Below are 19,733 nucleotides of genomic sequence, written 5' to 3'. Positions count from 1 at the left end.
TACTATATTCATTGCTTGCTTATCGAAATTATCTTGTATAAATATGGGTCAAGTTAAGCCGGTAGTAGGGGTGGCATAGCTCCATTTAGTGCAGTTGGCATCCATGTAGCTGATCTCTGCCGGTATTTTGGCAAAGACCCCCTCCGCAGTGATACCGATTACCTTCCGTACCCCCGCAGCCTTCACCTTTGGGTGGGCAGCGATGCGTTCCGCCTGCTCGGGGGAAACATCCTTAAAGGTGCCATGCGCATAGCCGCCTACCTGCCGAAACTGGTAGGTTTCATAGCTGGCGTTCAACGACAAGGCAATGGTGAACATGGACGTAAATAGCAGCGTTGTCAGCGCAATGGCAAAAATAGCGATCAGATTGCGGCGACGGTTCGCATAAAGAGATTTTAAGCTGAGCTTTCGAATACATTTTCTGTTTTTGACATTCATCGTAGCCACCTCCCGTTAGTTCTGGGAGACGATCCGACCATCTTCGATACGGATAATGCGGTCTGCCATCTGCGCAATTTCTTCGTTGTGAGTGATCATTACGATTGTCTGGGCGAACTTTTGACTGGTGACTTTCAAAAGGCTCAATACATCCTGGCTGGTTTTGGAATCCAGATTGCCGGTCGGTACTGCTTTGTTAGTACAATCAATATATCGTGGTTATCCACACAGTTATCCTCTATATGTGGACAAAATAAAAGCAAGGCGGCGCATTGTCCGTCTTGCTTCTCTTTTACTCCAAAATTATCGACATTATTCTTCGATATATTCAACCAGCTTCGGATCGCCGCTGATGAAATATCCGTCAAGTGTCTTGTACATCGGCTGTCCGTCAACTTCCATCACATGTGTGACTTCCTTTTCTGTAAATGCTGCTGCACCTCTGATCGCTTCATTGTCCCATGAAGGCGCATTCCTGATTCTGATGCTACCATTGAACACCCTTCTGATCTTTCCTTTGATTCTTACCGCTGGCACGCCGTCAATGTTTTCTGTGACAGCTTCTTCAGCCGCCTTGATTTCTTCAGGCGTTGCAGTTCCGACCTGATTTCCGTCTTCATCGAATGTCGGCACGTTTCCATCTGCGTCAGTGTCCAGCGCGCCTTCAGGGACTTTGTCTGTCATTGTCGCCTGCTGCTCCTGTCCTTCCTGATCGGTGTTGTCTGCTGGCTGCTGCTCCTGACTGCCGTCTGTGGCTGTCTGTGGCGGCTCTGCTGGCGTTTCAACCTTTTCCCTGAAGTCTTTTACTGCTTCGCCATTTTCATCAAATACAGCGGCTTTCACTTTCTCTGCTGCCTTCTCTGCTGCATCCAGTTTCTTGTATGGCTTGTTTTTTTCTTTGTTGAATGTTTTGCCCATGAAGTATTCCATCGCGCTTCCTCCTTCTTATTTCGCTGTGATGTATCTTGCGTTTACATATCCATACTTCTTGCCCTTTGCTCCGTTAATGTAAATATAATACCACAGTGCGCCGTTCGGTGCTTTTGCACTTCCGCACACTCCGACTTCTGTGTTCTGCTTAATGCAAGGATATGACACAAGTTTGTCTGCATCTGGATCGGGCTGCTTTCTTACGTTCAATGCGCCTGTGTTCACATATCCAGTGAATGTCGCTGTCTTTGCTGTTCCGTATGGTACAGCTGGATTATTGCCTGATCCGTTTCCTGATCCGTTGCCGCCTGACACGTTGCATCCGTTTTCCAGTGCCATGATTGTGTGCTTGCCTGCTGCCACTGAAATATCGCCAGTCATAAGATTGTCGCCTGTTCCTGTGTACTTGCTTCCTGTGAGTTTTTCAAACTCTCCTGTCGCCATAATAGCATCGACCATGTTGCCTGTATAAATATCCTTTGACACGCTGATTCCTGCGCATTTAAGCACTGGCGACATCATCGCACTGCAATCAGTTTCGCAAGGTGTTTTCAATGCTGTCGGATTCCAGCCGACCTTTTCAAGTTCTGTGTACAGTGAAGTTCTGTGTCCCTGACAATATCCGACTGAATCGTTGCCGCACAGCTGCTTCATCGCTGTCGCCGCCTTCGCTGCCTTGTTTCTGTCCTTGAAACGAAGCACGACTGTCTGACCGAAGTCATACCAGTTTCCAGTCTTTACTTCACGACCTGTCTGATCGCCCTTCTGTCCTCCTGTTGCTTTTCCTCTTTCGTCAATACTAGCCCATCCGCATAATGTTCCCATGTTCTTTTCCTCCTGTTTTAATAATGATCATCTGTAAGTGCTGAAAGTACGATGCAGCCGAATACGAAGATATAAAATACCAACACAATCGGGGCTGCAAACGATACCACGAAGGCGATCAGGAATGCTTTGCATATATACCCGATCCAGTCCTTCGCTGTTGGCGGCGGTTCGACCTCCGCGCCGTAGTGTCTTGCTTCTTCAATGTCAATCTTTGTTCCGACAAGCAAAAGCAGAATGATGATGACCACTGTTGCCATGAAGCAGATTCCGTATAGTGTTATATAAGCATGTAGCATCCTTTCGCCCTCCTGTTCGTTTATTCTTTCTGTACCTTCTGCGCCTGAATTGCAGCCGCGACCGCCGCTGCTTCCCTTTCTTCAGGCGGCTTGACTGCTTCAGCAGCCTTCTGATTCTTTTTCAAAATAGCGTTCAGTTCTTCAACTGCCGCTTCAATCAGATCATCGACCATGTCTTTGTCGATCAGTCCTTCTGATATGTATTCCGTCAACTTCTGCTGTTGTGCCTGAAGTTGTTCCCATACCCATGACTTCTTGATTGTTCCTGTGCCGCTTCCCCATTCCTTTTCTGCCTTTGATACGATAGACAGAAGGCTTTCTTTTACCAGTTCCACGACTTTGTCTGCCTGTTCCTGAAGCTGCTTCTTTTGGTCTTCCTTTGACTGCTTCAGGAAGTTTCTGACCTTGATTCCGATGCCTGCCACAATCGCAATGATTGTCAGGATCATCGGCAAATTATCATAAATTGTTTTTAATATTAAAGCTGCATTTTTCATCCGTTCGCACCGCCTTCCTCGTTTTCACTTTCCTGCTTTCCTTTTTTGATTTTCTGCCAGTTCTCAATTCCTGCCTTTATCATGTACCCGAACACACCCATGCGAAGCACTTCAGATGTTTCGCTGATCAGTGTGGTCAGCACCGATGTGTCTGCGAAGTGCCAGATCGCTATTACTGAAAACAGTTCAATGATGATGTAAAGCAGCACGCAGACAACCACAACTTTTTTTGAAAACTCCATGATCCAGCTTGTCAGTGACTTCTTGCGTCTTTTCTTCCTTCTTGCTGGTATTGTATAGCTGTACTTCTCCACGCGCTTTCCTCCTGTTACTCTTCGATGTACTGATGTGGATGTGATTCATCAATGATCTTGTCAATTCTATCCACACGCTTGTGAAGCTGCTTCAGGCTTTCTGATGCCCTGATGTAATACTCCCTGATCTCCTTCATTTCGTTTCTGTATGATCCCATTTCAGACTTCACTTCAATCATAGTATTCTGAATGTTTTCCAGTTTGGTCAGGATCGTTGCATCCTCTCTGGCTTCGTCCTGTGTGTCCTTCTTCACATTTCTGTTGCGTGTGCTGATTCCGAAGAAGATTGCAAACGCAATCGACACGCCTGAAAGTAACAATGATACTTCAATAGTCATTTTCTTTTCCTCCGTCAAATATATTTGCGAAGTGCTGCTTCGATTGCATCGTTTTCGTCTTCTGCCCTTTTACGCTTCCCGAATAGATCGTCAAGCCTGTCTGTGGCTTCGTCTTGCGTCTGTATCGCTTCGATTCCATGTTGCGCCATTATTTCTGCCTGTTCCCTGACAATGTCTGTCAGAAGCGTATTCACGGCGCACAGCCTGTCGATCAATTCAATCTGCGTCATTATTCTTCACTGGCTTCATACTCTTCGCCAGTAATTTCCTTGTATTCCTCTGCTGTGATGCCCTTTCCTGCTCTCTTCTCATTCAGCGCAACCCAGCCTTTCAGTGTGTCTTTTGTGATATAGTCCATTTCCCACTTTTTCTTCAGTGAATCGAACTTTTTACTGTGTACCTTTTCGGTTGTTTCTGTGTTTGTTCCTGTGCTTGTTTCTGCCATGCTTATACCTCCATCATTTCTTGCATCATTGCCACGTTCATTTCAATTGATGACATTGACTGCATAATCATCTTTGTCGCTGGACTTTCAAGCTCTGCCTGAAGTCTTGCATATTCTTCCTGTGTCATAGTCCTTTCGCTGTACACATAGACAGTGCGGTCTTTTTCTCCGTCAATGTCCTTCCTGATCTGTTCTGCGATGCTCTTTCGCTGATAGACCACTGTCGGGCTTGATGTCGTGTCCCACTCTGTCGGCTTGTCCATACTTTCTGACTGATACCATTCTGACATCATTGTTCTTCACTCCTTTCTTTGAATGCTTGCTGACTTTCTTTTTCAGTTGCTTTATATTGACATATGGCTTGATATGATCTTCATGAAAGCCATAAGTGTCCGTATGTGTAAACCAGCCCATTGATGCCAGCATTGCTGAAGCATCATACCAGTTGACTTTCTCTTTCTTTGCGATTCTGTGCGCCTTCTTTGTCGCACGCTTCAGGATTGATTTGCGAAGCGTTGTGCGGTTGTAATGAAATACAAATCCCATGAAGTCAAGTGCGCGTCCTCTGGTCTTCGGTTTCTCTTTTCCTGTCCTTTTGTCAATGACTGGCGGTGCTTTCCTGTCGGGATATTCAAAACGGAACACTTGCCAGTTGTATTTGATTTTCTGATGCATTTCATTTTTCATATATTCCGACATAATATCTTTCAGTCTGTGAAGTTTCTTTTTGTTTCTTCCGAACGCGACAATGTCGTCCGCGTATCGAATTGAATGGTCAACGCCGCCCAGTTCCTTCCACTCTTCAACAATCTTGTGATCGAGTTCTTTATAATTCAGCTGCGTGAACCATTGTGAAGTCACGAACCCAAGCGGAAGCCCTGACAAAAATTCAGTATCTTTCCATTGTTCATCCTCGATCCATTCCCGATCAAATTCAGGTGGCTTCATTGTCGCTTCATGCTCCATGACTGTGCTGCACAATCTGACAAATCTTTCGTCTTTGATCACGCGTTTCAGCTTTGTTTCAATTACGCGAATGTCTTCTGTATCGAAGCAGTGTCGGACATCTGCCTTCAGGATATAGAACTTCTTTCCCTTATAGCCTTTTATCCACTTTTCGACTTGCTTCTTTCCGCTGTGACAACCTCTGTTCGGTATGCTTCCCAGCGCGTGTTCATATAGTCCATGAAGTACGATCGGTTGAAGCTGTTTTATGATGCAATGATGCACGACCTGTTCATATTGAAATTCAGGTTTTATGATTTCCCTGACCTTTCCGCAGCTATATTCGTTTATCAGCATCTTTTTATGCTCTGGCGGTTGATATGTTTCTTCTTCCAACATTTTTTGAAGTGCTTTCACATGTTCCTGAAGACATTGCGGTTCAGGTCTGTCGTTTCCGACTTCTCTTTCTTCCTTCAGCACTCTGGCGACTTCGGGACGTGTCGTCTTGCGCTTTGCTGCATCGTGAAAACATTGTGTGATGTTTTCTTCTTTCAGCAATTCTTCAAATATATGTTTATATGTCTTCATTCAAAAGGTTTCCTTCTTAACACCTGTTGCACGTTCACGGCTTTCGCCCTACTAGCACAACCCTTTCTTCGGTTTAACTTTCGCCAAGTGGCGCGGAATATCGTGTGCATTAGGTTATTGTCCCATGATTGTTAAGAGTGAGAGCCGCCGATGTTCCAATTCGCATTCGAAGCAGTGTTGTTCAAGTTGACGTAAGCACCGCAGTTCGCGCCGTTGTTGGTGTTACCGCCGACAAGCGCGACCGCAACGCAGAAGCATCGGAAGGCGCACACAATATCCCTATTATTTAATTTTTCTTTTTACTTACACTTCAAGGGGGATTGCTCCCCCTGTCCCCCTGTGCGGCTATGCCGCCAAAGGTTCTTCACAAGAAGGAGAGCCGCCGACGTTCCAACCCGCACTCGAAGCAGCGACGCCCAAGTTGACGAAAGCACCGCAGTAAGCGCCGTGGTTGGCGTTACCGCCGACAAGCGCGACCGCAACGATCGTCACGTTGATCCAGTAATAGCAACAACGATATGTCGAAGCACTGCCGCCGACAGTTTTGACAAATCGCCCATAGCGCGTCATCAATGTGTCTTTCTGCCATCCTTCTGTCTTACACGCTGTTCCAACTTTTATGTAGTCCTTCCCTGTCAGGTTATAAGGCGGCGACATCTTCACTTTTATTGTTCCGTTGTCGCACAAATAGCCCACAAGTCTGTCCCAGCGGTTTCCCCATTGCTTTTCGCAATAGAACACCTTCACTTCGTGCGTTCCGTCATTGTAGCCGAAGAACTGTCCTTTTGCGTCCAGTGTTCCTGTCGTAACTTTTCCGTAGTCTTTTGTTGAATCGTTGACATATGTGTTGCATACGCCCTGACCGAACTTCGCCTGAAAGTTTTCAGATTTGCTGATCAATGTCAGAAGACTTTCGATCAGGTTTCTTCTGCTCCATGAAATGATTGTCCAGCCTGTTCCGTTCGCTGCTGCCCTGTTGATCTCTGTCTGTGCGTTCGTGTTGCAGTCCAGCTTCTTTCCTGACAAGCTGCGAAGTTTCGCGCCGTCATAGCTGCCGCCGTACATAGGCATATACATATGATCTGCGATTGTTCCATCTTCACGCATGAATGCGTCTGCGTTGTAGTTGCTGTCAACTCTTGTGTCAGATACAATGATATACTCATAGTTTCCGACTTCGTACTGGCACAGCCACATCAACGGAAATTCAGACATTGCATTCATTGTTGTTGATGCATCCCCGACATCGGATGCAGTGCCGTCCAGCTTCTTTGAATGGTCTGTGTGGTTTAACTCATACGCAACTGTTCTGTCTGCCTTCAGCATAACTGGTCTGTTCTGCTTAACGAAGAACACTTCGCCCCATGAACCGAAGTCGAATGATCCGTCTGTGAAGTTCATCTTTGCTGGTGTGAAGCCTGCTGCATCATACAGATATGTGATGCGTGTGTTAGGATTGCTGTCTGCTTTGTTGATCTTGATTCCATAACGCTTGATATTGCTGAATTTTCCATCTGCGTCCTGAAGCTGTTTCAAGATGCCAGTCGTGTCAGCCTTTACCGCGTCAAGCGTTTCTTTGTCTGCTACATAGAGCCTTGCCATTTTCTTTTCCTCCTGTTATGTTGTTTCTTCTAAGAACACAAGCCCAGCTTCAACGCCGATCGTGTACTTCTTGCCTGTTGCTTTGTCCGACATTGAATTGATTCCCTTTTCAATGTCCTGACAAGCTGCTGCGGCTGCTTTCGCGGCTGCTGCCTGCTGCTGTGCCGACTGTGCTGCTGCGTTCGCGGCTGATGTCGCCTGCTGCATGTTGTTGTTGAAGTTTTGAATCGTGTTGTACATCTTTTCAAGTGTCGGCGTATCAACAACCGCTGGAAGATCAAGAAACTTGTCTTTTCCGTTTCCTATCCTCAATATGTACTTGCCTGATGTGGTTTCTTCAACGCCCCATTCGTTCACTTCAAGGATGCGTCCTGAAGCCTTCCAGTTCGCTGTCGTGTCCTTTTTCGGTCTGACTGTCCATGTTGCCATCGTGTTTCCTCCTTCCTACACTGTGCCTGCATCCGCTTCGCATTCTTCTGTTGTGAACGCTGTGCCGCCGTCACAGGTCATCGGATCAATGCTGAACGCTGTGCCGCCGTCGATCGTGCTTCCGACTGCCCCCTTGATGTCCAGCATCTTTTCATACATCTTCTGCAATTCTTCCTGTGACTTGTATGTTGCTTCAGCGCGTGCCGCCGCTGTATTCGCTGCGCCTGCTGCCGTATTTGCTGAAGAAGCTGCATTGTTTGCTGCTCCTGTCGCTTCCTGCATGATCTGAAGCTGCTGTTGCCTTGCTGTTTCAGCAATTTCCCTGTCCTGTTCGCTTTTCTTCCTTCGTGCTTCAGCGTTGATCCTGTCAACCTCTGCCGATGCTCTGGCAGCTTCAGCAACCTTCATCGCTGCTTCAACTGACAAGATGTCATTCTTTGTTGAAACGATGTTGTCGATGTACTGCTGCACTTTCTTTTCCAGTGCTGTGATCTCATTGCAGCTTTCAATCGCAGCGTCATTCCTGTTCGTTTCTTCAATCTCAATCGTGAACGCCTGTGAAGATAACACATACACGTTTTGTGCGTCCCTGATCTCAATGTCGCAGTGTGCTGTTCCTGCTGCCGCAAGTGCCTGATTTGTCAGTTCGACCATGACTTTGTTGTCGGTCACTGTGCATTCGTTATAACAAAAGTGTTTGTCTGGCTTTTTGATGTTCGCAATTACGATGTACCCTGTCGGGATCGTGAATACCTTGCCATTATTTGTTAGCGCGATTCTGATGAATCGTGTGCGCTTGTCGCCCTGCTTTGCTGATGCCATATACAAGCGTTCATCGCCTGTCAGTTCCAGTGTTATGTCAGTTATTAGCTGCATCGCCATTGTCGTCCCCTCCTTCCTGATCAGTGTCAGGTTCGGTCTTCAATGTCTTCTTTGCTGCTGCCTTCGCTTTTTCAAGTTCTTCCTTCAGCTGCTTGATTTCCTGTTGTGCATCGTTCACTTCTTTGTTGTATGCGTTCAGCAGTTCCATCTTTGATTGTGACTTCACTTCAGACAGTATGTCAGCCAGCACGCCTTCCATGACTGTCGCTGACAGATCGTGTTCTGTGCTGATTGTTGCCATTGCGTTCAGGATTTCTCCTTTCGCGCAAGCAATTCTTTGTTCGATTGGTTTCATGTGCCATCCTCCTGTTATTCCAGCGCAGCTTCCTGATATGCAAGTATCAAGTCCAGCTTTGAATCCATCTGCGCAAGCATCGTGTTTTTGATCTGCTGTTCCTTTGTTTCTGTTTCTTCTTCTGTGATCCCTCTTTCGCCTTCAGGCAGATCAAGGGTCATTTCTTTTGTTTCCGTCTTTGTATCTTCTTCAATTATGATTTCTTTGCTCATTATATATTCGCGCTCCCTTGTGGTACTGCTGTAATCATTCCACCTCTGACACTGATTGATGATGTCGTCCAGCCGACTGTTCCGTTTCCGTTGTCGTGAATTTCTGTCACTATCGGTATGCTTTTACCATCTGCCACGCCGTATCCGTTTATATTGACATCGTGAAGATCGACATTGTACATGTCGAACCAATGACCGTAGAAGTCGCATCCCAAGTGTATGCCATACTGATCGTATATGCTTCCTGCGCGGCTGAAGCACAGCATCGTTGTATATGATCCTGCGCCTTGTGACTTCATCTGCGCAAATGCCATGTATTTTCCCTGATAGTCCAGATCGAACACAAGCCCTTTGTGTGCGTTGTTCCCCGACCACTGGTTTGTTCCAATCTTTCCGACATAATATCCGTCACGATAGAAATGATTTCCTCGTTCGTCAAATACTGCTCTTTTTTCTGCTGCCGTCACATCGCCGTTGTAGATTGCAAGCTGACCATATTCCAGCTGTATATATTTGCTGTTGCCGTTCCAAGCGACACGCACGTTGTAGGCGTTCTGTGTGATCTTTGTTCCGAACTCCGAATTGTTGACCTTCTTGTTGACTTCAGTTGTGATGCTGTCAGCTTTTAATTTGATAGCCGCGTTCATTTCCTTTGTCGTTGAATACTCTTTCAGCTTTTTATCGGTTTCATCGTTCGCATTTTCTTCAGCCGTGTCCGCTGCTGACTGTGCCAGTTCGTTTGCACTCTTAATCTTCTCTGTGACTGTCGTCTTCGTTTCATAGGTCTTTGACACTGAAAGATCAATCGCTTCAGCCTGCACCTTGATAGCCGCGTTCATTTCCTCTGTTGTTGAATACAATGTCAGTTTTTCGTCCGTCAGGTCATTCACGCTTTTAATTTTTTCAGTGACGCTGGTCTTTGTTTCATACACCTTCGACACTTCCAGATCAATTTCTTCTGCCTTCAGGTTGATTGCAGCCTGCATCTGTTCTGTCGTGCTGTATTCCGTCAGTTTTTCATCGGTCAGATCGTTCACACTCTTGATCTTCTGGTCAACAATGGTCTTCGTTTCATAGGTCTTTGACACGCCCAGTTCGATTTCTTCCTTCGATGCTGTTATGTGTGTTTCGACTTCTGTTTTCGTGTAATATCCATCTTCAAGAACTTTCTTCGCGCTGCTGTTGGCGATCTTGATTGCTTCTGACTTCGCCTGATCCGTTGCTTCCTGCTGTACTTCAGCAAAAGTCTTCGTTGCATTTGAAAGTTCGACAGTGTTGCTTTGTGGGCTTTCTGGATATTCCGTCAGCTTCACAATTCGCTGCTTCTCTTTTGTCTTCGTTGACTTGCTGATCATCCAGACAGTGTCGCCGATGTCAAAATCAAATACGCTGCTGTATTTCTTTGATTGCCTTGCAAGGTCAATCACATCTGCTTTGTATGCGACATAAGGCTTCGACATTTCTTCCAGCTTTGCGATTCCATCTTCGATCAGGCTTGTTGTGTTTGTGTATCTTTCATCGCTCCACACATATGTCTTGATCTTGCTGCTGTATTGATAATTTTCAAGATACGGCTTGCCAAGCCATTCGATTCCGATTCCATCTTTACCAAGTGGGATCAGCCGTGTATAAAAATCATATGTGTCTGAAGTCACTGTCAGCTTCTTCAGGTTCAGTCCTTCGATGAAATATCGTCCGCGGTCTGCTCCGATCTGTTCGTATATATCAATCGTCTTTTCAAGGCTTCTGATCTTGCATTCAACGCGGTATGTTGACAAGCAGTCTTGAAGGACGTCCCATGCGTTTGTTTCTTCATCCTTGTTGATCGTCCTTTTCTTCGTGATCTGGCACACGCCAACCTTCCAGCCTGTTCCTTCAAAGGCAAATTCAAGACACGCCCTGATCGTCTGTTCCTTGCTTTCAAACCCATAAGGGAACACCGCCCCTTCAAGTTCTTCGACATTCAGCTGCGCTGTGTACTCATTAAACTGCACACCTGTCTTCTTTTTCCTGATTACATATTCATCATCTTTTGTCCTGATGTAATATTCTTCTTTCAGTTGGTCAACCTTTTCGCCATCTGAAGGATATTTGAAAGACAGTTCCCTGTCGCCAGAATTAAGCGTCTTCACGATCTTGCGATCTTTGAAACCCTTCAGGATTCCGACACGCTGCTTTTTGTCATTAAAAATCTGCATCTGTCTTCCTCCTTATATCCACATAGGCTTGTACCTGATCCGAACGACTGCATCTGCGTTTGAAAACTTCAGGGCTGTTTGCTGCCGCGCGATTGCTGGGAACTTCCACAAGTCAACACTTCCGAATGCGTCCGCGCCATTGTTCGTGATGCGTCCTTCTTCTCCGTCAATGATGATCGTCTGCCCTGCTGCCAGCTGTTCCACGATGATGTCGTCTTCAAATCCGCTGATTTTATAATTCTTCAACGCCTTCTTCGCATAGACTTCAATGATCGCTGGTGCTTTTCGTGTCCCTTGTCGATCAATCGTTGTCTGTGTGATTCCGTCATATTCCAGATTTAATTCATCATCAAAAAAATAGCCTTCAAGAACGATGTTCAGCTTGTATCTGGTTTTCACTTTCATTTTTGAATAGTCGCTGCTTGCTGTGTATGCCTTGAACTTTCCTTTGTAGCCATCCACTTCCAGCACGCTTGACTTTGTGAAGTTTTCCAGAAATGCTGACATCTTCCTGATCAGGCTGTTTCTATCCTTGCCCCTGAAGTACATGCACAGCTTCAGTTTTCCCAGTTCCATGTCTGTTTCAAATTCTGTCGGAAGGATCGCGCCTGTCACGATCTCATAATCGACAGCAAGCGAAGGTGGCAGCACTTCGGCTGTCAGCTGCTTCGCGTTGTATTTTCTTGCGTCAATGCCATTCACTTTCATGCTGCCTTACCTTCCTTTCCTTTTGTCTTCCACAAGCTGTTCATCCACTTTCGTGTATGTCTTGCTTGCCACTTCTTCGCCGTCAATGTATGTGTGATTTTCAACCTTCACATTCGTTCCTGACTCTATATTCTTCAGCTTTTCATCAAGCATTGTGTTCAATTCCTGATAGAATGGTTTCAGCGGAAGAATAGCTTCGCCGCCTGTTTCTGGTTCGCCACCAGCAAGCAGCTTGTTTCCGTTCATTCCGAATATCATTGAATCATTCATGATCGCACCATTTTTGTACCAATCTATTGAAAAATGTGGCACTGAAGGTGGATTCAGACTGAAGCTGCCTGTGATCCTCGGATGTGGTAATTTTAGTCTAGGTAGCGACCATGTGAAGTGGAATTTCGACTTGATCGCTTCAATCGCATTGTGTACAGCGTTTTTCGCAGCGTTGATCGGTGTTGTTATTGCGTTCTTGATTGCATTCCAAACCGATGTTGCTGTTGATTTTATGCTGTTGAACACGTTGCTGACTGTTGATTTTAATGTGTTGAACACGTTGCTGACTGTGTTCTTGATGCTGTTCACAACATTGCTGATCGTGCTGCTGATGCTGTTCCAGATTGATGTCGCTGTTGACTTCACATTGTTGAATATGTTGCTGACTGTCGTCTTGACCGCATTGAATACATTCGTGATCGTGTTCTTGATGCTGTTCACAACATTTGACACTGTCGTGCTGATTGCCGTCCACACTGTCGTGAATACGCTGCTGACCGCGTTCCATACTGTCGTGATAATATTCTGGATCGTCTGCAATGTCGTCTGTATCTTCGTGCTGATCGTGTTCCATACATTCGACACTGTCGTGCTGATTGCCGTCCACACTGTCGTGAATACGCTGCTGACCGCGTTCCATACTGTCGTGATAATATTCTGTACAAACGTGATTGCTGTCTGTATCTTTGTGCTGATTGCATCCCAGATTGAAATAATTGTTTCTTTGCAGTTCTCCCAAATGAATCGGAACGGGACTGTCAGGATTTCAAAGGCTGCGCTGAAAAATTCCGCAATCGCCATGATCACAACTGTGATCACATTCTTGATTGTTTCAAAGACTGTTGATACAAAGTCCCTGATTGTCGTGAATATGTTGCTGAATGTGTTCCAGATTCCTGTCAGCACATCTGAAATTGTTGTGCTGATCGCTGTCCACACTGTCGTGACTGTGTTCACTATTCCGTCAAGTATGCCAGAAAAGAACGATACAATGCCATTCCAGATGTTTTCGAATGTTGTCTTGATGCTATTCCATACTTCATCCCATGAAGTACCAAATAAGCCCAGAAAAGCGTCAGCAACGCCCTTGATCGTGTTCAGGATATTGCTGATATATTCCTTCAGTCCATTCCATACGCTTTCAAATATTCCTTTTACTGCATCCCAAGCCCCTGACCAGTCGCCTGTGAATAACGACACGAACAAATCAAACACGCCTGTGATCACATTCAGTGTTGTTTCAATAAATATCGCGATGTTATTGAACACGCCTTCGATGATCGGTGCTAACACATTGCAGAAGCCTTCCCATATCGCCTTGACTACTTCCCCGAAGTTTTCAAAATCGAAGCCCAGCGAATTGAGTTTGTCAGTTATGTGCTGCCCGAACTCTGTGAACACCGACTTGATCCTGTTCCAGATTTCCGTGATCTTGTTTCTGAAGTCTTCATTCGTCTTCCACAGTGTCACAACGACTGCTGTGATCCCTGCGATTGCTGCTATTGCAATTCCGACTGGCGATGTGATCGCTGTAAGTGCGCCTTTTAATACAGACATGCCGCCTGTTGCGCCGCCTGCTGTTGTTCCCATTTCAGCCAGCTTTCCGACAACTTTTCCGATGCCTTTTGACACTGTTCCTGATGCTTCAATCAGTTTTCCGACTGTTATCAGCAAAGGTCCGATTGCAGCCACAACGCCTGCAATCTTCAGGATCGTTTCTTGCTGCTGCGGAGTTAATGCTGCAAACTTGTCTGCAAGTTCTCCAATCTTTGCTGCTGCCTTTTCCATGAATGGAAGCAATGTATTTCCCACAGTTATTCCAATATCTTCCAGCTTTGACTTCAGCTGTGTCAGTCTTCCTATAAAATTGTCCTGCATTGTTGCCGCCATGTCGGATGCAGTGCCGTCACACTTCTGTAATGCTTCAGCGTAATCACTGAAGGACATTCCGCTTGCGATTGCTTCATCTGACAAGCCAGACATAATCGTCTGCAATGCAGAAAACTGGTTCGTTCCTGCGATTGTCTTTGCAAGGTTTGCTTGCTGTTCGTCTGTCAGGTTATTCCATACGCCGCGCACTCCTGTCAGTATGCTTGACAGGCTGTTCATGTTGCCCTGTGCATCGTACACTTCAACGCCATACTTCGCCAGTTCGGTTGCGCAACCTTTTGTATCGGTTGCAAGTCTTGTCATAATAGCGTTCAGGGCTGTTCCTGCTTCGCCGCCTTTTACACCAGCGTTCGCCATTGTCATCAAGACTGCTGTTGTTTCTTCCACCGAATATCCCATTGAAGCAGCTGTCGCAGCGCAGTTTTTATATGCTTCTCCAAGTGCTTCGGTTGTTGTGTTTGAATGGCTCATTGCATATGCCATTTCATCTGCGAATTTTCCTGCGTCCTTTGCCGATAGTCCGAATGCTGTCAGATAGTCTGTGACAATGTCTGACGCTGTTCCCAAGTCCATCGCGGATGCTGCTGCCAGATTCAGGATGCCGCCAATACCTTCCAGCATGTCATCCGTTTTCCAGCCTGCAAGTGCCATGTACTCAAACGCTTCGCCTGCTTCGGTTGCTGAATACTTTGTATCACGCCCCCACTGACGCGCTGATTCTGTCAGCCTGTCTGTGTCCTCTGCTGTTGCTCCGCTGATTGCCTGCACTTTTGACATTTGCTGTTCAAAGTTTGCTGCAACTGTTACTGATGCCGCTGCCACGCCGCCGATCGCGGTTGTGACCTTCATCATGTGCTGTCCTGCTGTCTGCACTGCCTGTCCGACTTTTCCAGCCTTTTCCGCGTATTCATCGAACTTCTGGCGTGCAAGTTCCGCATTGACATCACGAAGCTGCACTTCCATGTTCGCAAGGTCAGCTTCAGCCTGTGTGACTGCTGCGCCCTGTTTCTTCACTGCCGCTTCGTATTTCGTTGTTTGCGCTTCTGTTGTTGCCAGCTGTTTTTCCGCTTTGTCCAGCTCTGTTTTTAATTTCTTTGTTTCCTCTGAATTTTCGCCAGTCGCTTCCTTGCTTTCCTCATAGGCTCTTGACAGTTCTGCGACTTTTGTCTTCAGTTCTTCGCTTTTTTTCTTGTTGTTGTCCAGTCGTGTTGTCAGCGTTTCATAATGTGTTTTACAATCCGCGACTTTTGTCTTCTGGACATCCATTTTCTGTGTAAGTTCGCTGATCTTCGCCTTTAACGCGTCAGATTTCGTGCCGTACAGTTTGGCATTCGCAGCAGCAAGACTGTACTGTGACGACAGTTCTTTCATGCTTGCGACCGCCGCTTTCATAGCCGACTGATATTCTGACATTGAAGCACCGATCTTGATTGATGCCTGCGCCATATATGCACGTTCCTTTCATCACTTTTCGTTGATGGTCTTGATCTCGAACGCCACATGATCCAAAAGGCTCATAATATCCGACTTCATTACATTTGAAAGTGAATCGTTCAGCCCTTTTATACACAGCTTGACAACCCTGTCCACATTGTCGCGGCACACTTTCCAAATGTTTTCATCGTCCAGCTGCTTTTCCGCTTCGTTGTAGCCGTTTTCTTCGTCATAATCATCGAATGCTGACTTCTCCTGTTCGACTTCATCTGGTCTGTTTGGGTTTAGTTCAAGGAACTTCGGTGTGATGATGTCCTGCATCACAAAATGAATCATTTTTGCTGTTGCTAGCTGTTCTGCGACATCTGCCTTCAGCACTTCTCTTTCAGATATACCGAAGATCATTTTCATAATTGCTGCATTGAATTGAAATGCAGATGAAACATCATCGCCGTTGTTCTTTTCCATAAGTTCTGTATATGCTCTGTACTTTTCAACCGACACTGACGCGCATATATATTCTTTTTCATCGCACGTCAGCGTCAGTTCGGGTATTATTTGCCACTTGTAAAATTTTTTTGTAGCTTCTCAACCTTTCCGTTGACTTCATCGCCAAGCGATTCTTCGATCAGTGCAAATTCCATGATGATTGCTGCAACTCCCAGCCCTGTTTCCTTGTCCTTCAACTCGTCAACAGTGAACTGATTACCGTAAACCATGCAAATGCAGTCCAGCATCTTTCGGAACTGTTCTGCGGTATAAAGTCCGCTTTTCTTTTCAGTTCCCATGATGTCGTCCCTGACTTCCAAATATTCCATATAGGTGTCAACGTCCATCTTTGGCATTTCATATTCTTTGCCGTTTATAATTAGTTTTCTTTTCATTGTGTTTGCCCTCCTATTGTTCTTTTACGCTGCTTCTGTTGGCTCTTGTACTTTTCCGAACCAGTTTTTGATCGCTGCTGCTGCGTCCGTGTGTTCTGCCAGAAGGTTGCTTTCGTCAACCTGTGTTTCAAAGTTTCCGTCACATGCGCGTTCATAGAAGCTTCCCTTTAGTGTTGCTGTCTGTGTTGTGACTTTATCTTCCTGTGTCTGGTAGTTGTCGTCATATCCCTGTCCGAATGTTCCGACATAAAGCCATACAAATTCATATTTGCCATTCAGCTTCTTTGCTCTATATCCGACAGCGACTTCAGGTGCTTTGTCGTCCTTGTTTTTTACAAGCCAGCCTTTTTCGTATAAGTGACCGAATAACATTGCTTTGTCCTGCGGTGCAAGGGAATTGACTTCAAACTCCACATCTGTTCCTTCGTAGGTTTCAACTGTGTCCTCCACTCCGTCATCGCTGTAAATCTTTTCAACGCTGAACTTGTCAGACACTTTTCCCGAAATAGCACGCGCAAGTTTGACTGGTGTGCCTGCTGCATATGCTGTCGCATCGTTCTGTGTTACTGGTGCGACATAGATGTCGCGAAATGACTTTGTTCTCGATCTGATGATCTGCTTTCCTGCTTCACTCATTCTTCTTCGTCCTCCTGTTCTGCTTCTTCTGCCGCCATGAACCTTGCGGCATTCATAAATATTTTTGTATCTGTTTCAAGATTGTCATTTGCGCCCATGAATGCGAATCCTGCCTTTTTCATAAGTCGCTTGATTCTCTTTTTTAGCCTGATTTGATCTGTGCTTGACCAGATGCACACTTGCACTGCTGCAATCTCGACTTCTTCGTCATCGTCCGAATGTTCGCCGCCGTAGTCCCCCAGATTCCACACAGTCACATGCAGTCCCTTGATGTCTGCGTCATACCAGCCCTGCTGCACTGTGATTCCTTCTGCTTCCAGCACTGCAAGCGCATCCAGTGTCTTCTTCACAATGTCCATGTGTCATCCTCCCAGCTTTTCATTCAATAACTTCTGATATTCCTGATCCGCTATCGTGTCCCACTGTCCGCGGCATTCTTCCATTGTGTTGTAAAGGAAGTCTTGTGGTGGCTGTTTCGTTGTCCCCCACTCTACAAATTTCATGTAAAACCAATTTTCAGCATCGCCCAGAAGCGTCCAGCCGACTTCGCCGCCTTTTGTTGTCGCTTTCGTGGGGATATTATCCGCAGCGTGTCCAGAAGGTCTGTATCCCTTCTTTCCTGACTTTGAATTGTCTGCCGACCTTGCCATAACCGCCTTCATTCGTGGTTCGGTATAATCAACAGAACGCTGGAATATCTGCTTGTTTGTCTTTCTGATTTCTGAATCGCTCGCAAGCGTTTCCAATCTGTTTTGAAGTTCTTTCAGTCCTTCAAATTCAAAAGTCACTTTCATGCTGCTTCCTTTCCGTGTCAGAATCTGACACATCTATGTGACGCGGTTCGCCTTCAGCTGTACATATTGCTTGTCATTCTGTCTGAAGTCCCTTGCGAAAATATTGTATTTTTCGTCTTCGTACTCCACGAAGTAGTCCTTCAGGTGTGCTGCTATCTCTTTGACCTTTTTGCAATACCTGATCTTGTCAAACACGATTGTGTCTTCCAGTCTGATTTCTATTGCCTTGTACAGTTCTTTTCCGTAAAGGCTGCCGATCTCGCACCAGCATTCGTGATACAAGATTGGTTCTGCTTCCACTCGCCTTCCATCAACTTTCCCATACTGATATTTGTATATTTTGATCCTTGCGCTTGACATATCACTTCAACCTTTCTTTCAGCATCATCGACTGCACCGCGAATCTGACTTTGTCGTCTGTTGGTGCTGTTCTGTCCCTGTTGTCGTAGGCTTCTTTGACATACATGCAGATCAATAACTTCTGGCGGTTCGTGAGTGCTTCAGGATTGAAGTCTTTGATCAGGTCTGTCATTTCTTCCAGCACTGCTGCATAAATCAGTTTGATCACTTCATCGTCATCGTCATAGTCGATACGACAATATGCTTTCAGTTCTTCCAGTTCCATGTCTTTTCCTCCTCTCCTGAAGCCTGCTACCATTAACCAGCAACAGGAACTGTGATTTCTCCCTTGATGACTGCTTCTTCATCAAATGCCTGCACATCGAATCTGTCACGCACCTTGATTCCTGTCTGGTCTTTCGCCCATAAATCGCCAGCTTCGGTTGAAAGTTCGATGCTGATCTTCTCGCGGTCAAATAATGTGATTGCTTCCTTCAAGTCGCCCATATAAAGTGGGTACTTGTACGCTGACACATTGCTTCCATCAGTCTTCACTTCTGCATTCTTCAAAACTTTGTTGCTGACCTTCTTGATCGGATATACACCAAAAAGAAGCATCTTTGTTTTGTCTGTGACATCTGGCTGCAAAATGTAGTCGCCGCGTTCATCCTTTAATGTGTCAAGATAGTTGAATCCTGACTGGTTTGTTAGAACGATTGAAGACGCTGCAATCGCTGGATCAAGTGTCACATTGAAGACTGTCTTCAGATCGTCCACAGTGCTGATTGCAACTTCTTTCGTGTTTGTAATCTCTGCAAGTTTCTTCAGGATCGCAGCGTTTCTTGTGGCTCTTGACTTCTTCGCGATCCACTTATTCAGGAAGCCCAGAATGTTTTCTGCTGTGTCCTGAAGAAGTTCGCGTGTTACTTTCAGGATGCCGCCCTTCTTGCCGATCTTGTACTTGATCTGTCGCAATTTCGGTGTTTCTTCCTCTCCGAACTCTGCTGCTTCATCTACATCGTCCCATGGTGTTGAATCTGCATCTTTTTCAAGCACTCTGCTTCCTGATAATGTGCTGACAGGCTCAACATTGACATACTGTTCAAGGTCATCATCTGTCCTTCTTAATTCGTGGATGTCTGTCTGAATGTCCTGTGGGACTGTGAAGCCGCCGTCCTCGTCTGTCTTCTCCGACATTGCATCCATGATCTTCTTGTCTTTCTCATCCATTTTTGTCTTGCGCATTCCGCAGACAATACGATTGACAAATGCACGCGCAATGTCTTTCTTTGAAGGTGCTTTGTCTTTTCCTTCAACCCTTGTTGCTTCGTCCTTGTCAAGCTGGTCTTTGATGCTCTCGTCCTCGTCATCCTCTAAATCCATAAGGATGTTGAAACGATCCTGCATGTCCACAAGTTCTGCTTTTGCTTCCTTTGCTTCCTTTGTCTTTCCCTCATTCACAAGGGCTTTGATTGCGTTCTTTTTGTCGTTGATCTTTTTTAATAACGCTCTTGCTTCTTTGCTCATTGCTTTTCCTCCGT

27 protein-coding genes and 1 pseudogene are annotated in these 19,733 nt (G+C 45.8%); all 28 read right to left on the bottom strand.

The genetic code is table 11. The features are described 5' to 3' along the window. Window positions 1-48: 48 nt before the first annotated feature. Entirely contained in the window at window positions 49-438 is a 390-nt protein-coding gene (locus tag DXC01_RS16345) for a hypothetical protein (protein ID WP_243111644.1), read from the bottom strand. Between the two features lie 15 nt (window positions 439-453). Then, window positions 454-624, bottom strand: a pseudogene (locus tag DXC01_RS16340) (ABC transporter ATP-binding protein); the annotation flags it as partial. 126 nt (window positions 625-750) lie between these two features. After that, a complete protein-coding gene (locus DXC01_RS16335; protein ID WP_118699355.1) occupies window positions 751-1,368 on the bottom strand; it encodes a hypothetical protein in 618 nt (205 codons plus the stop codon). 15 nt (window positions 1,369-1,383) lie between these two features. Then, window positions 1,384-2,193: a hypothetical protein gene (locus DXC01_RS16330; protein WP_118699354.1), complete on the bottom strand. Its 810-nt coding sequence runs from the start codon at window positions 2,191-2,193 to the stop codon at window positions 1,384-1,386. A gap of 17 nt (window positions 2,194-2,210) precedes the next feature. Then, window positions 2,211-2,492 (bottom strand): hypothetical protein, encoded by a 282-nt coding sequence (locus DXC01_RS16325; RefSeq protein WP_118699353.1) that lies wholly within the window; start codon window positions 2,490-2,492, stop codon window positions 2,211-2,213. Window positions 2,493-2,512: 20 nt separating this feature from the next. After that, a complete protein-coding gene (locus tag DXC01_RS16320; RefSeq protein WP_118699352.1) occupies window positions 2,513-2,989 on the bottom strand; it encodes a hypothetical protein in 477 nt (158 codons plus the stop codon). Then, window positions 2,986-3,303, bottom strand: a complete 318-nt coding sequence (locus DXC01_RS16315; RefSeq protein WP_118699351.1) for a hypothetical protein — start codon at window positions 3,301-3,303, stop codon at window positions 2,986-2,988. Before DXC01_RS16315 ends, DXC01_RS16320 begins: the two co-directional genes overlap by 4 nt. Before the next feature lie 14 nt (window positions 3,304-3,317). Next, a complete protein-coding gene (locus tag DXC01_RS16310) occupies window positions 3,318-3,641 on the bottom strand; it encodes a hypothetical protein (protein ID WP_118699350.1) in 324 nt (107 codons plus the stop codon). 14 nt (window positions 3,642-3,655) lie between these two features. Further along, entirely contained in the window at window positions 3,656-3,871 is a 216-nt protein-coding gene (locus tag DXC01_RS16305) for a hypothetical protein (protein WP_118699349.1), read from the bottom strand. After that, window positions 3,871-4,086 carry an XkdX family protein gene (locus tag DXC01_RS16300; RefSeq protein WP_118699348.1) on the bottom strand — a complete coding sequence of 72 codons (216 nt, stop codon included), beginning with the start codon at window positions 4,084-4,086 and terminating at the stop codon, window positions 3,871-3,873. The genes DXC01_RS16305 and DXC01_RS16300 overlap by 1 nt, the downstream gene beginning before the upstream one ends. A 2-nt stretch (window positions 4,087-4,088) precedes the next feature. After that, window positions 4,089-4,307, bottom strand: coding sequence for a hypothetical protein (locus DXC01_RS20050; RefSeq protein WP_147399640.1), 219 nt, complete (start codon window positions 4,305-4,307; stop codon window positions 4,089-4,091). Further along, the gene (locus DXC01_RS16295; protein ID WP_118699347.1) at window positions 4,258-5,619 is read right to left on the bottom strand and encodes a reverse transcriptase domain-containing protein; all 1,362 of its coding nucleotides are present in this window, start codon (window positions 5,617-5,619) and stop codon (window positions 4,258-4,260) included. Before DXC01_RS16295 ends, DXC01_RS20050 begins: the two co-directional genes overlap by 50 nt. Before the next feature lie 345 nt (window positions 5,620-5,964). Beyond that, window positions 5,965-7,221, bottom strand: a complete 1,257-nt coding sequence (locus DXC01_RS16290; protein WP_118699346.1) for a hypothetical protein — start codon at window positions 7,219-7,221, stop codon at window positions 5,965-5,967. A 15-nt stretch (window positions 7,222-7,236) separates the two neighbouring features. Next, window positions 7,237-7,650 carry a hypothetical protein gene (locus DXC01_RS16285; RefSeq protein WP_118699345.1) on the bottom strand — a complete coding sequence of 138 codons (414 nt, stop codon included), beginning with the start codon at window positions 7,648-7,650 and terminating at the stop codon, window positions 7,237-7,239. 15 nt (window positions 7,651-7,665) lie between these two features. Then, window positions 7,666-8,532 carry a BppU family phage baseplate upper protein gene (locus DXC01_RS16280; protein ID WP_118699344.1) on the bottom strand — a complete coding sequence of 289 codons (867 nt, stop codon included), beginning with the start codon at window positions 8,530-8,532 and terminating at the stop codon, window positions 7,666-7,668. Further along, the gene (locus DXC01_RS16275; protein ID WP_118699343.1) at window positions 8,510-8,827 is read right to left on the bottom strand and encodes a hypothetical protein; all 318 of its coding nucleotides are present in this window, start codon (window positions 8,825-8,827) and stop codon (window positions 8,510-8,512) included. The genes DXC01_RS16280 and DXC01_RS16275 overlap by 23 nt, the downstream gene beginning before the upstream one ends. Before the next feature lie 14 nt (window positions 8,828-8,841). Next, complete coding sequence (locus tag DXC01_RS16270) at window positions 8,842-9,039, bottom strand: hypothetical protein (RefSeq protein ID WP_118699342.1); 198 nt, start codon at window positions 9,037-9,039, stop codon at window positions 8,842-8,844. Then, window positions 9,039-11,237, bottom strand: coding sequence for a phage tail protein (locus tag DXC01_RS16265; RefSeq protein WP_118699341.1), 2,199 nt, complete (start codon window positions 11,235-11,237; stop codon window positions 9,039-9,041). The genes DXC01_RS16270 and DXC01_RS16265 overlap by 1 nt, the downstream gene beginning before the upstream one ends. A 12-nt stretch (window positions 11,238-11,249) precedes the next feature. Further along, complete coding sequence (locus DXC01_RS16260; protein WP_118699340.1) at window positions 11,250-11,945, bottom strand: phage distal tail protein; 696 nt, start codon at window positions 11,943-11,945, stop codon at window positions 11,250-11,252. 6 nt (window positions 11,946-11,951) lie between these two features. Next, the gene (locus DXC01_RS16255) at window positions 11,952-15,551 is read right to left on the bottom strand and encodes a phage tail tape measure protein (protein ID WP_118699339.1); all 3,600 of its coding nucleotides are present in this window, start codon (window positions 15,549-15,551) and stop codon (window positions 11,952-11,954) included. An 18-nt stretch (window positions 15,552-15,569) separates the two neighbouring features. Beyond that, window positions 15,570-16,007: a hypothetical protein gene (locus tag DXC01_RS16250; RefSeq protein WP_147399639.1), complete on the bottom strand. Its 438-nt coding sequence runs from the start codon at window positions 16,005-16,007 to the stop codon at window positions 15,570-15,572. 86 nt (window positions 16,008-16,093) lie between these two features. Further along, window positions 16,094-16,423 (bottom strand): phage tail assembly chaperone G, encoded by a 330-nt coding sequence (gene gpG, locus DXC01_RS16245; RefSeq protein ID WP_118699337.1) that lies wholly within the window; start codon window positions 16,421-16,423, stop codon window positions 16,094-16,096. A gap of 24 nt (window positions 16,424-16,447) precedes the next feature. Beyond that, window positions 16,448-17,059 (bottom strand): major tail protein, encoded by a 612-nt coding sequence (locus DXC01_RS16240; protein WP_118699336.1) that lies wholly within the window; start codon window positions 17,057-17,059, stop codon window positions 16,448-16,450. Further along, complete coding sequence (locus DXC01_RS16235; RefSeq protein WP_118699335.1) at window positions 17,056-17,418, bottom strand: hypothetical protein; 363 nt, start codon at window positions 17,416-17,418, stop codon at window positions 17,056-17,058. Before DXC01_RS16235 ends, DXC01_RS16240 begins: the two co-directional genes overlap by 4 nt. A gap of 3 nt (window positions 17,419-17,421) precedes the next feature. Further along, window positions 17,422-17,853: an HK97-gp10 family putative phage morphogenesis protein gene (locus tag DXC01_RS16230; protein ID WP_158582268.1), complete on the bottom strand. Its 432-nt coding sequence runs from the start codon at window positions 17,851-17,853 to the stop codon at window positions 17,422-17,424. Between the two features lie 33 nt (window positions 17,854-17,886). Further along, a complete protein-coding gene (locus DXC01_RS16225) occupies window positions 17,887-18,213 on the bottom strand; it encodes a phage head closure protein (RefSeq protein ID WP_118699333.1) in 327 nt (108 codons plus the stop codon). Window position 18,214: 1 nt separating this feature from the next. After that, window positions 18,215-18,478 carry a head-tail connector protein gene (locus DXC01_RS16220; protein WP_158582267.1) on the bottom strand — a complete coding sequence of 88 codons (264 nt, stop codon included), beginning with the start codon at window positions 18,476-18,478 and terminating at the stop codon, window positions 18,215-18,217. Window positions 18,479-18,510: 32 nt separating this feature from the next. After that, window positions 18,511-19,719: a phage major capsid protein gene (locus tag DXC01_RS16215; RefSeq protein ID WP_118699331.1), complete on the bottom strand. Its 1,209-nt coding sequence runs from the start codon at window positions 19,717-19,719 to the stop codon at window positions 18,511-18,513. Window positions 19,720-19,733: the final 14 nt, after the last annotated feature.

Origin of the sequence: Blautia sp. OM07-19, from assembly GCF_003481595.1 — a bacterium.
Classification (GTDB): domain Bacteria; phylum Bacillota; class Clostridia; order Lachnospirales; family Lachnospiraceae; genus Blautia_A; species Blautia_A intestinihominis.
The sequence above is the reverse complement of the archived record's forward strand: the minus strand, read 5'-3'. Positions and strand labels throughout refer to the sequence as shown.

Bases quoted from the DNA above. Each gene is read 5' to 3' on its own strand.
- DXC01_RS16345 (WP_243111644.1), bottom strand. From the start codon at position 438: ATGAATGTCAAAAACAGAAAATGTATTCGAAAGCTCAGCTTAAAATCT.
- DXC01_RS16335 (WP_118699355.1), bottom strand. From the start codon at position 1,368: ATGGAATACTTCATGGGCAAAACATTCAACAAAGAAAAAAACAAGCCA.
- DXC01_RS16330 (WP_118699354.1), bottom strand. From the start codon at position 2,193: ATGGGAACATTATGCGGATGGGCTAGTATTGACGAAAGAGGAAAAGCA.
- DXC01_RS16325 (WP_118699353.1), bottom strand. From the start codon at position 2,492: ATGCTACATGCTTATATAACACTATACGGAATCTGCTTCATGGCAACA.
- DXC01_RS16320 (WP_118699352.1), bottom strand. From the start codon at position 2,989: ATGAAAAATGCAGCTTTAATATTAAAAACAATTTATGATAATTTGCCG.
- DXC01_RS16310 (WP_118699350.1), bottom strand. From the start codon at position 3,641: ATGACTATTGAAGTATCATTGTTACTTTCAGGCGTGTCGATTGCGTTT.
- DXC01_RS16305 (WP_118699349.1), bottom strand. From the start codon at position 3,871: ATGACGCAGATTGAATTGATCGACAGGCTGTGCGCCGTGAATACGCTT.
- DXC01_RS16300 (WP_118699348.1), bottom strand. From the start codon at position 4,086: ATGGCAGAAACAAGCACAGGAACAAACACAGAAACAACCGAAAAGGTA.
- DXC01_RS16295 (WP_118699347.1), bottom strand. From the start codon at position 5,619: ATGAAGACATATAAACATATATTTGAAGAATTGCTGAAAGAAGAAAAC.
- DXC01_RS16290 (WP_118699346.1), bottom strand. From the start codon at position 7,221: ATGGCAAGGCTCTATGTAGCAGACAAAGAAACGCTTGACGCGGTAAAG.
- DXC01_RS16285 (WP_118699345.1), bottom strand. From the start codon at position 7,650: ATGGCAACATGGACAGTCAGACCGAAAAAGGACACGACAGCGAACTGG.
- DXC01_RS16280 (WP_118699344.1), bottom strand. From the start codon at position 8,532: ATGGCGATGCAGCTAATAACTGACATAACACTGGAACTGACAGGCGAT.
- DXC01_RS16275 (WP_118699343.1), bottom strand. From the start codon at position 8,827: ATGAAACCAATCGAACAAAGAATTGCTTGCGCGAAAGGAGAAATCCTG.
- DXC01_RS16270 (WP_118699342.1), bottom strand. From the start codon at position 9,039: ATGAGCAAAGAAATCATAATTGAAGAAGATACAAAGACGGAAACAAAA.
- DXC01_RS16265 (WP_118699341.1), bottom strand. From the start codon at position 11,237: ATGCAGATTTTTAATGACAAAAAGCAGCGTGTCGGAATCCTGAAGGGT.
- DXC01_RS16260 (WP_118699340.1), bottom strand. From the start codon at position 11,945: ATGAAAGTGAATGGCATTGACGCAAGAAAATACAACGCGAAGCAGCTG.
- DXC01_RS16255 (WP_118699339.1), bottom strand. From the start codon at position 15,551: ATGGCGCAGGCATCAATCAAGATCGGTGCTTCAATGTCAGAATATCAG.
- DXC01_RS16250 (WP_147399639.1), bottom strand. From the start codon at position 16,007: ATGGAAAAGAACAACGGCGATGATGTTTCATCTGCATTTCAATTCAAT.
- gpG (WP_118699337.1), bottom strand. From the start codon at position 16,423: ATGAAAAGAAAACTAATTATAAACGGCAAAGAATATGAAATGCCAAAG.
- DXC01_RS16240 (WP_118699336.1), bottom strand. From the start codon at position 17,059: ATGAGTGAAGCAGGAAAGCAGATCATCAGATCGAGAACAAAGTCATTT.
- DXC01_RS16235 (WP_118699335.1), bottom strand. From the start codon at position 17,418: ATGGACATTGTGAAGAAGACACTGGATGCGCTTGCAGTGCTGGAAGCA.
- DXC01_RS16230 (WP_158582268.1), bottom strand. From the start codon at position 17,853: ATGAAAGTGACTTTTGAATTTGAAGGACTGAAAGAACTTCAAAACAGA.
- DXC01_RS16225 (WP_118699333.1), bottom strand. From the start codon at position 18,213: ATGTCAAGCGCAAGGATCAAAATATACAAATATCAGTATGGGAAAGTT.
- DXC01_RS16220 (WP_158582267.1), bottom strand. From the start codon at position 18,478: ATGGAACTGGAAGAACTGAAAGCATATTGTCGTATCGACTATGACGAT.
- DXC01_RS16215 (WP_118699331.1), bottom strand. From the start codon at position 19,719: ATGAGCAAAGAAGCAAGAGCGTTATTAAAAAAGATCAACGACAAAAAG.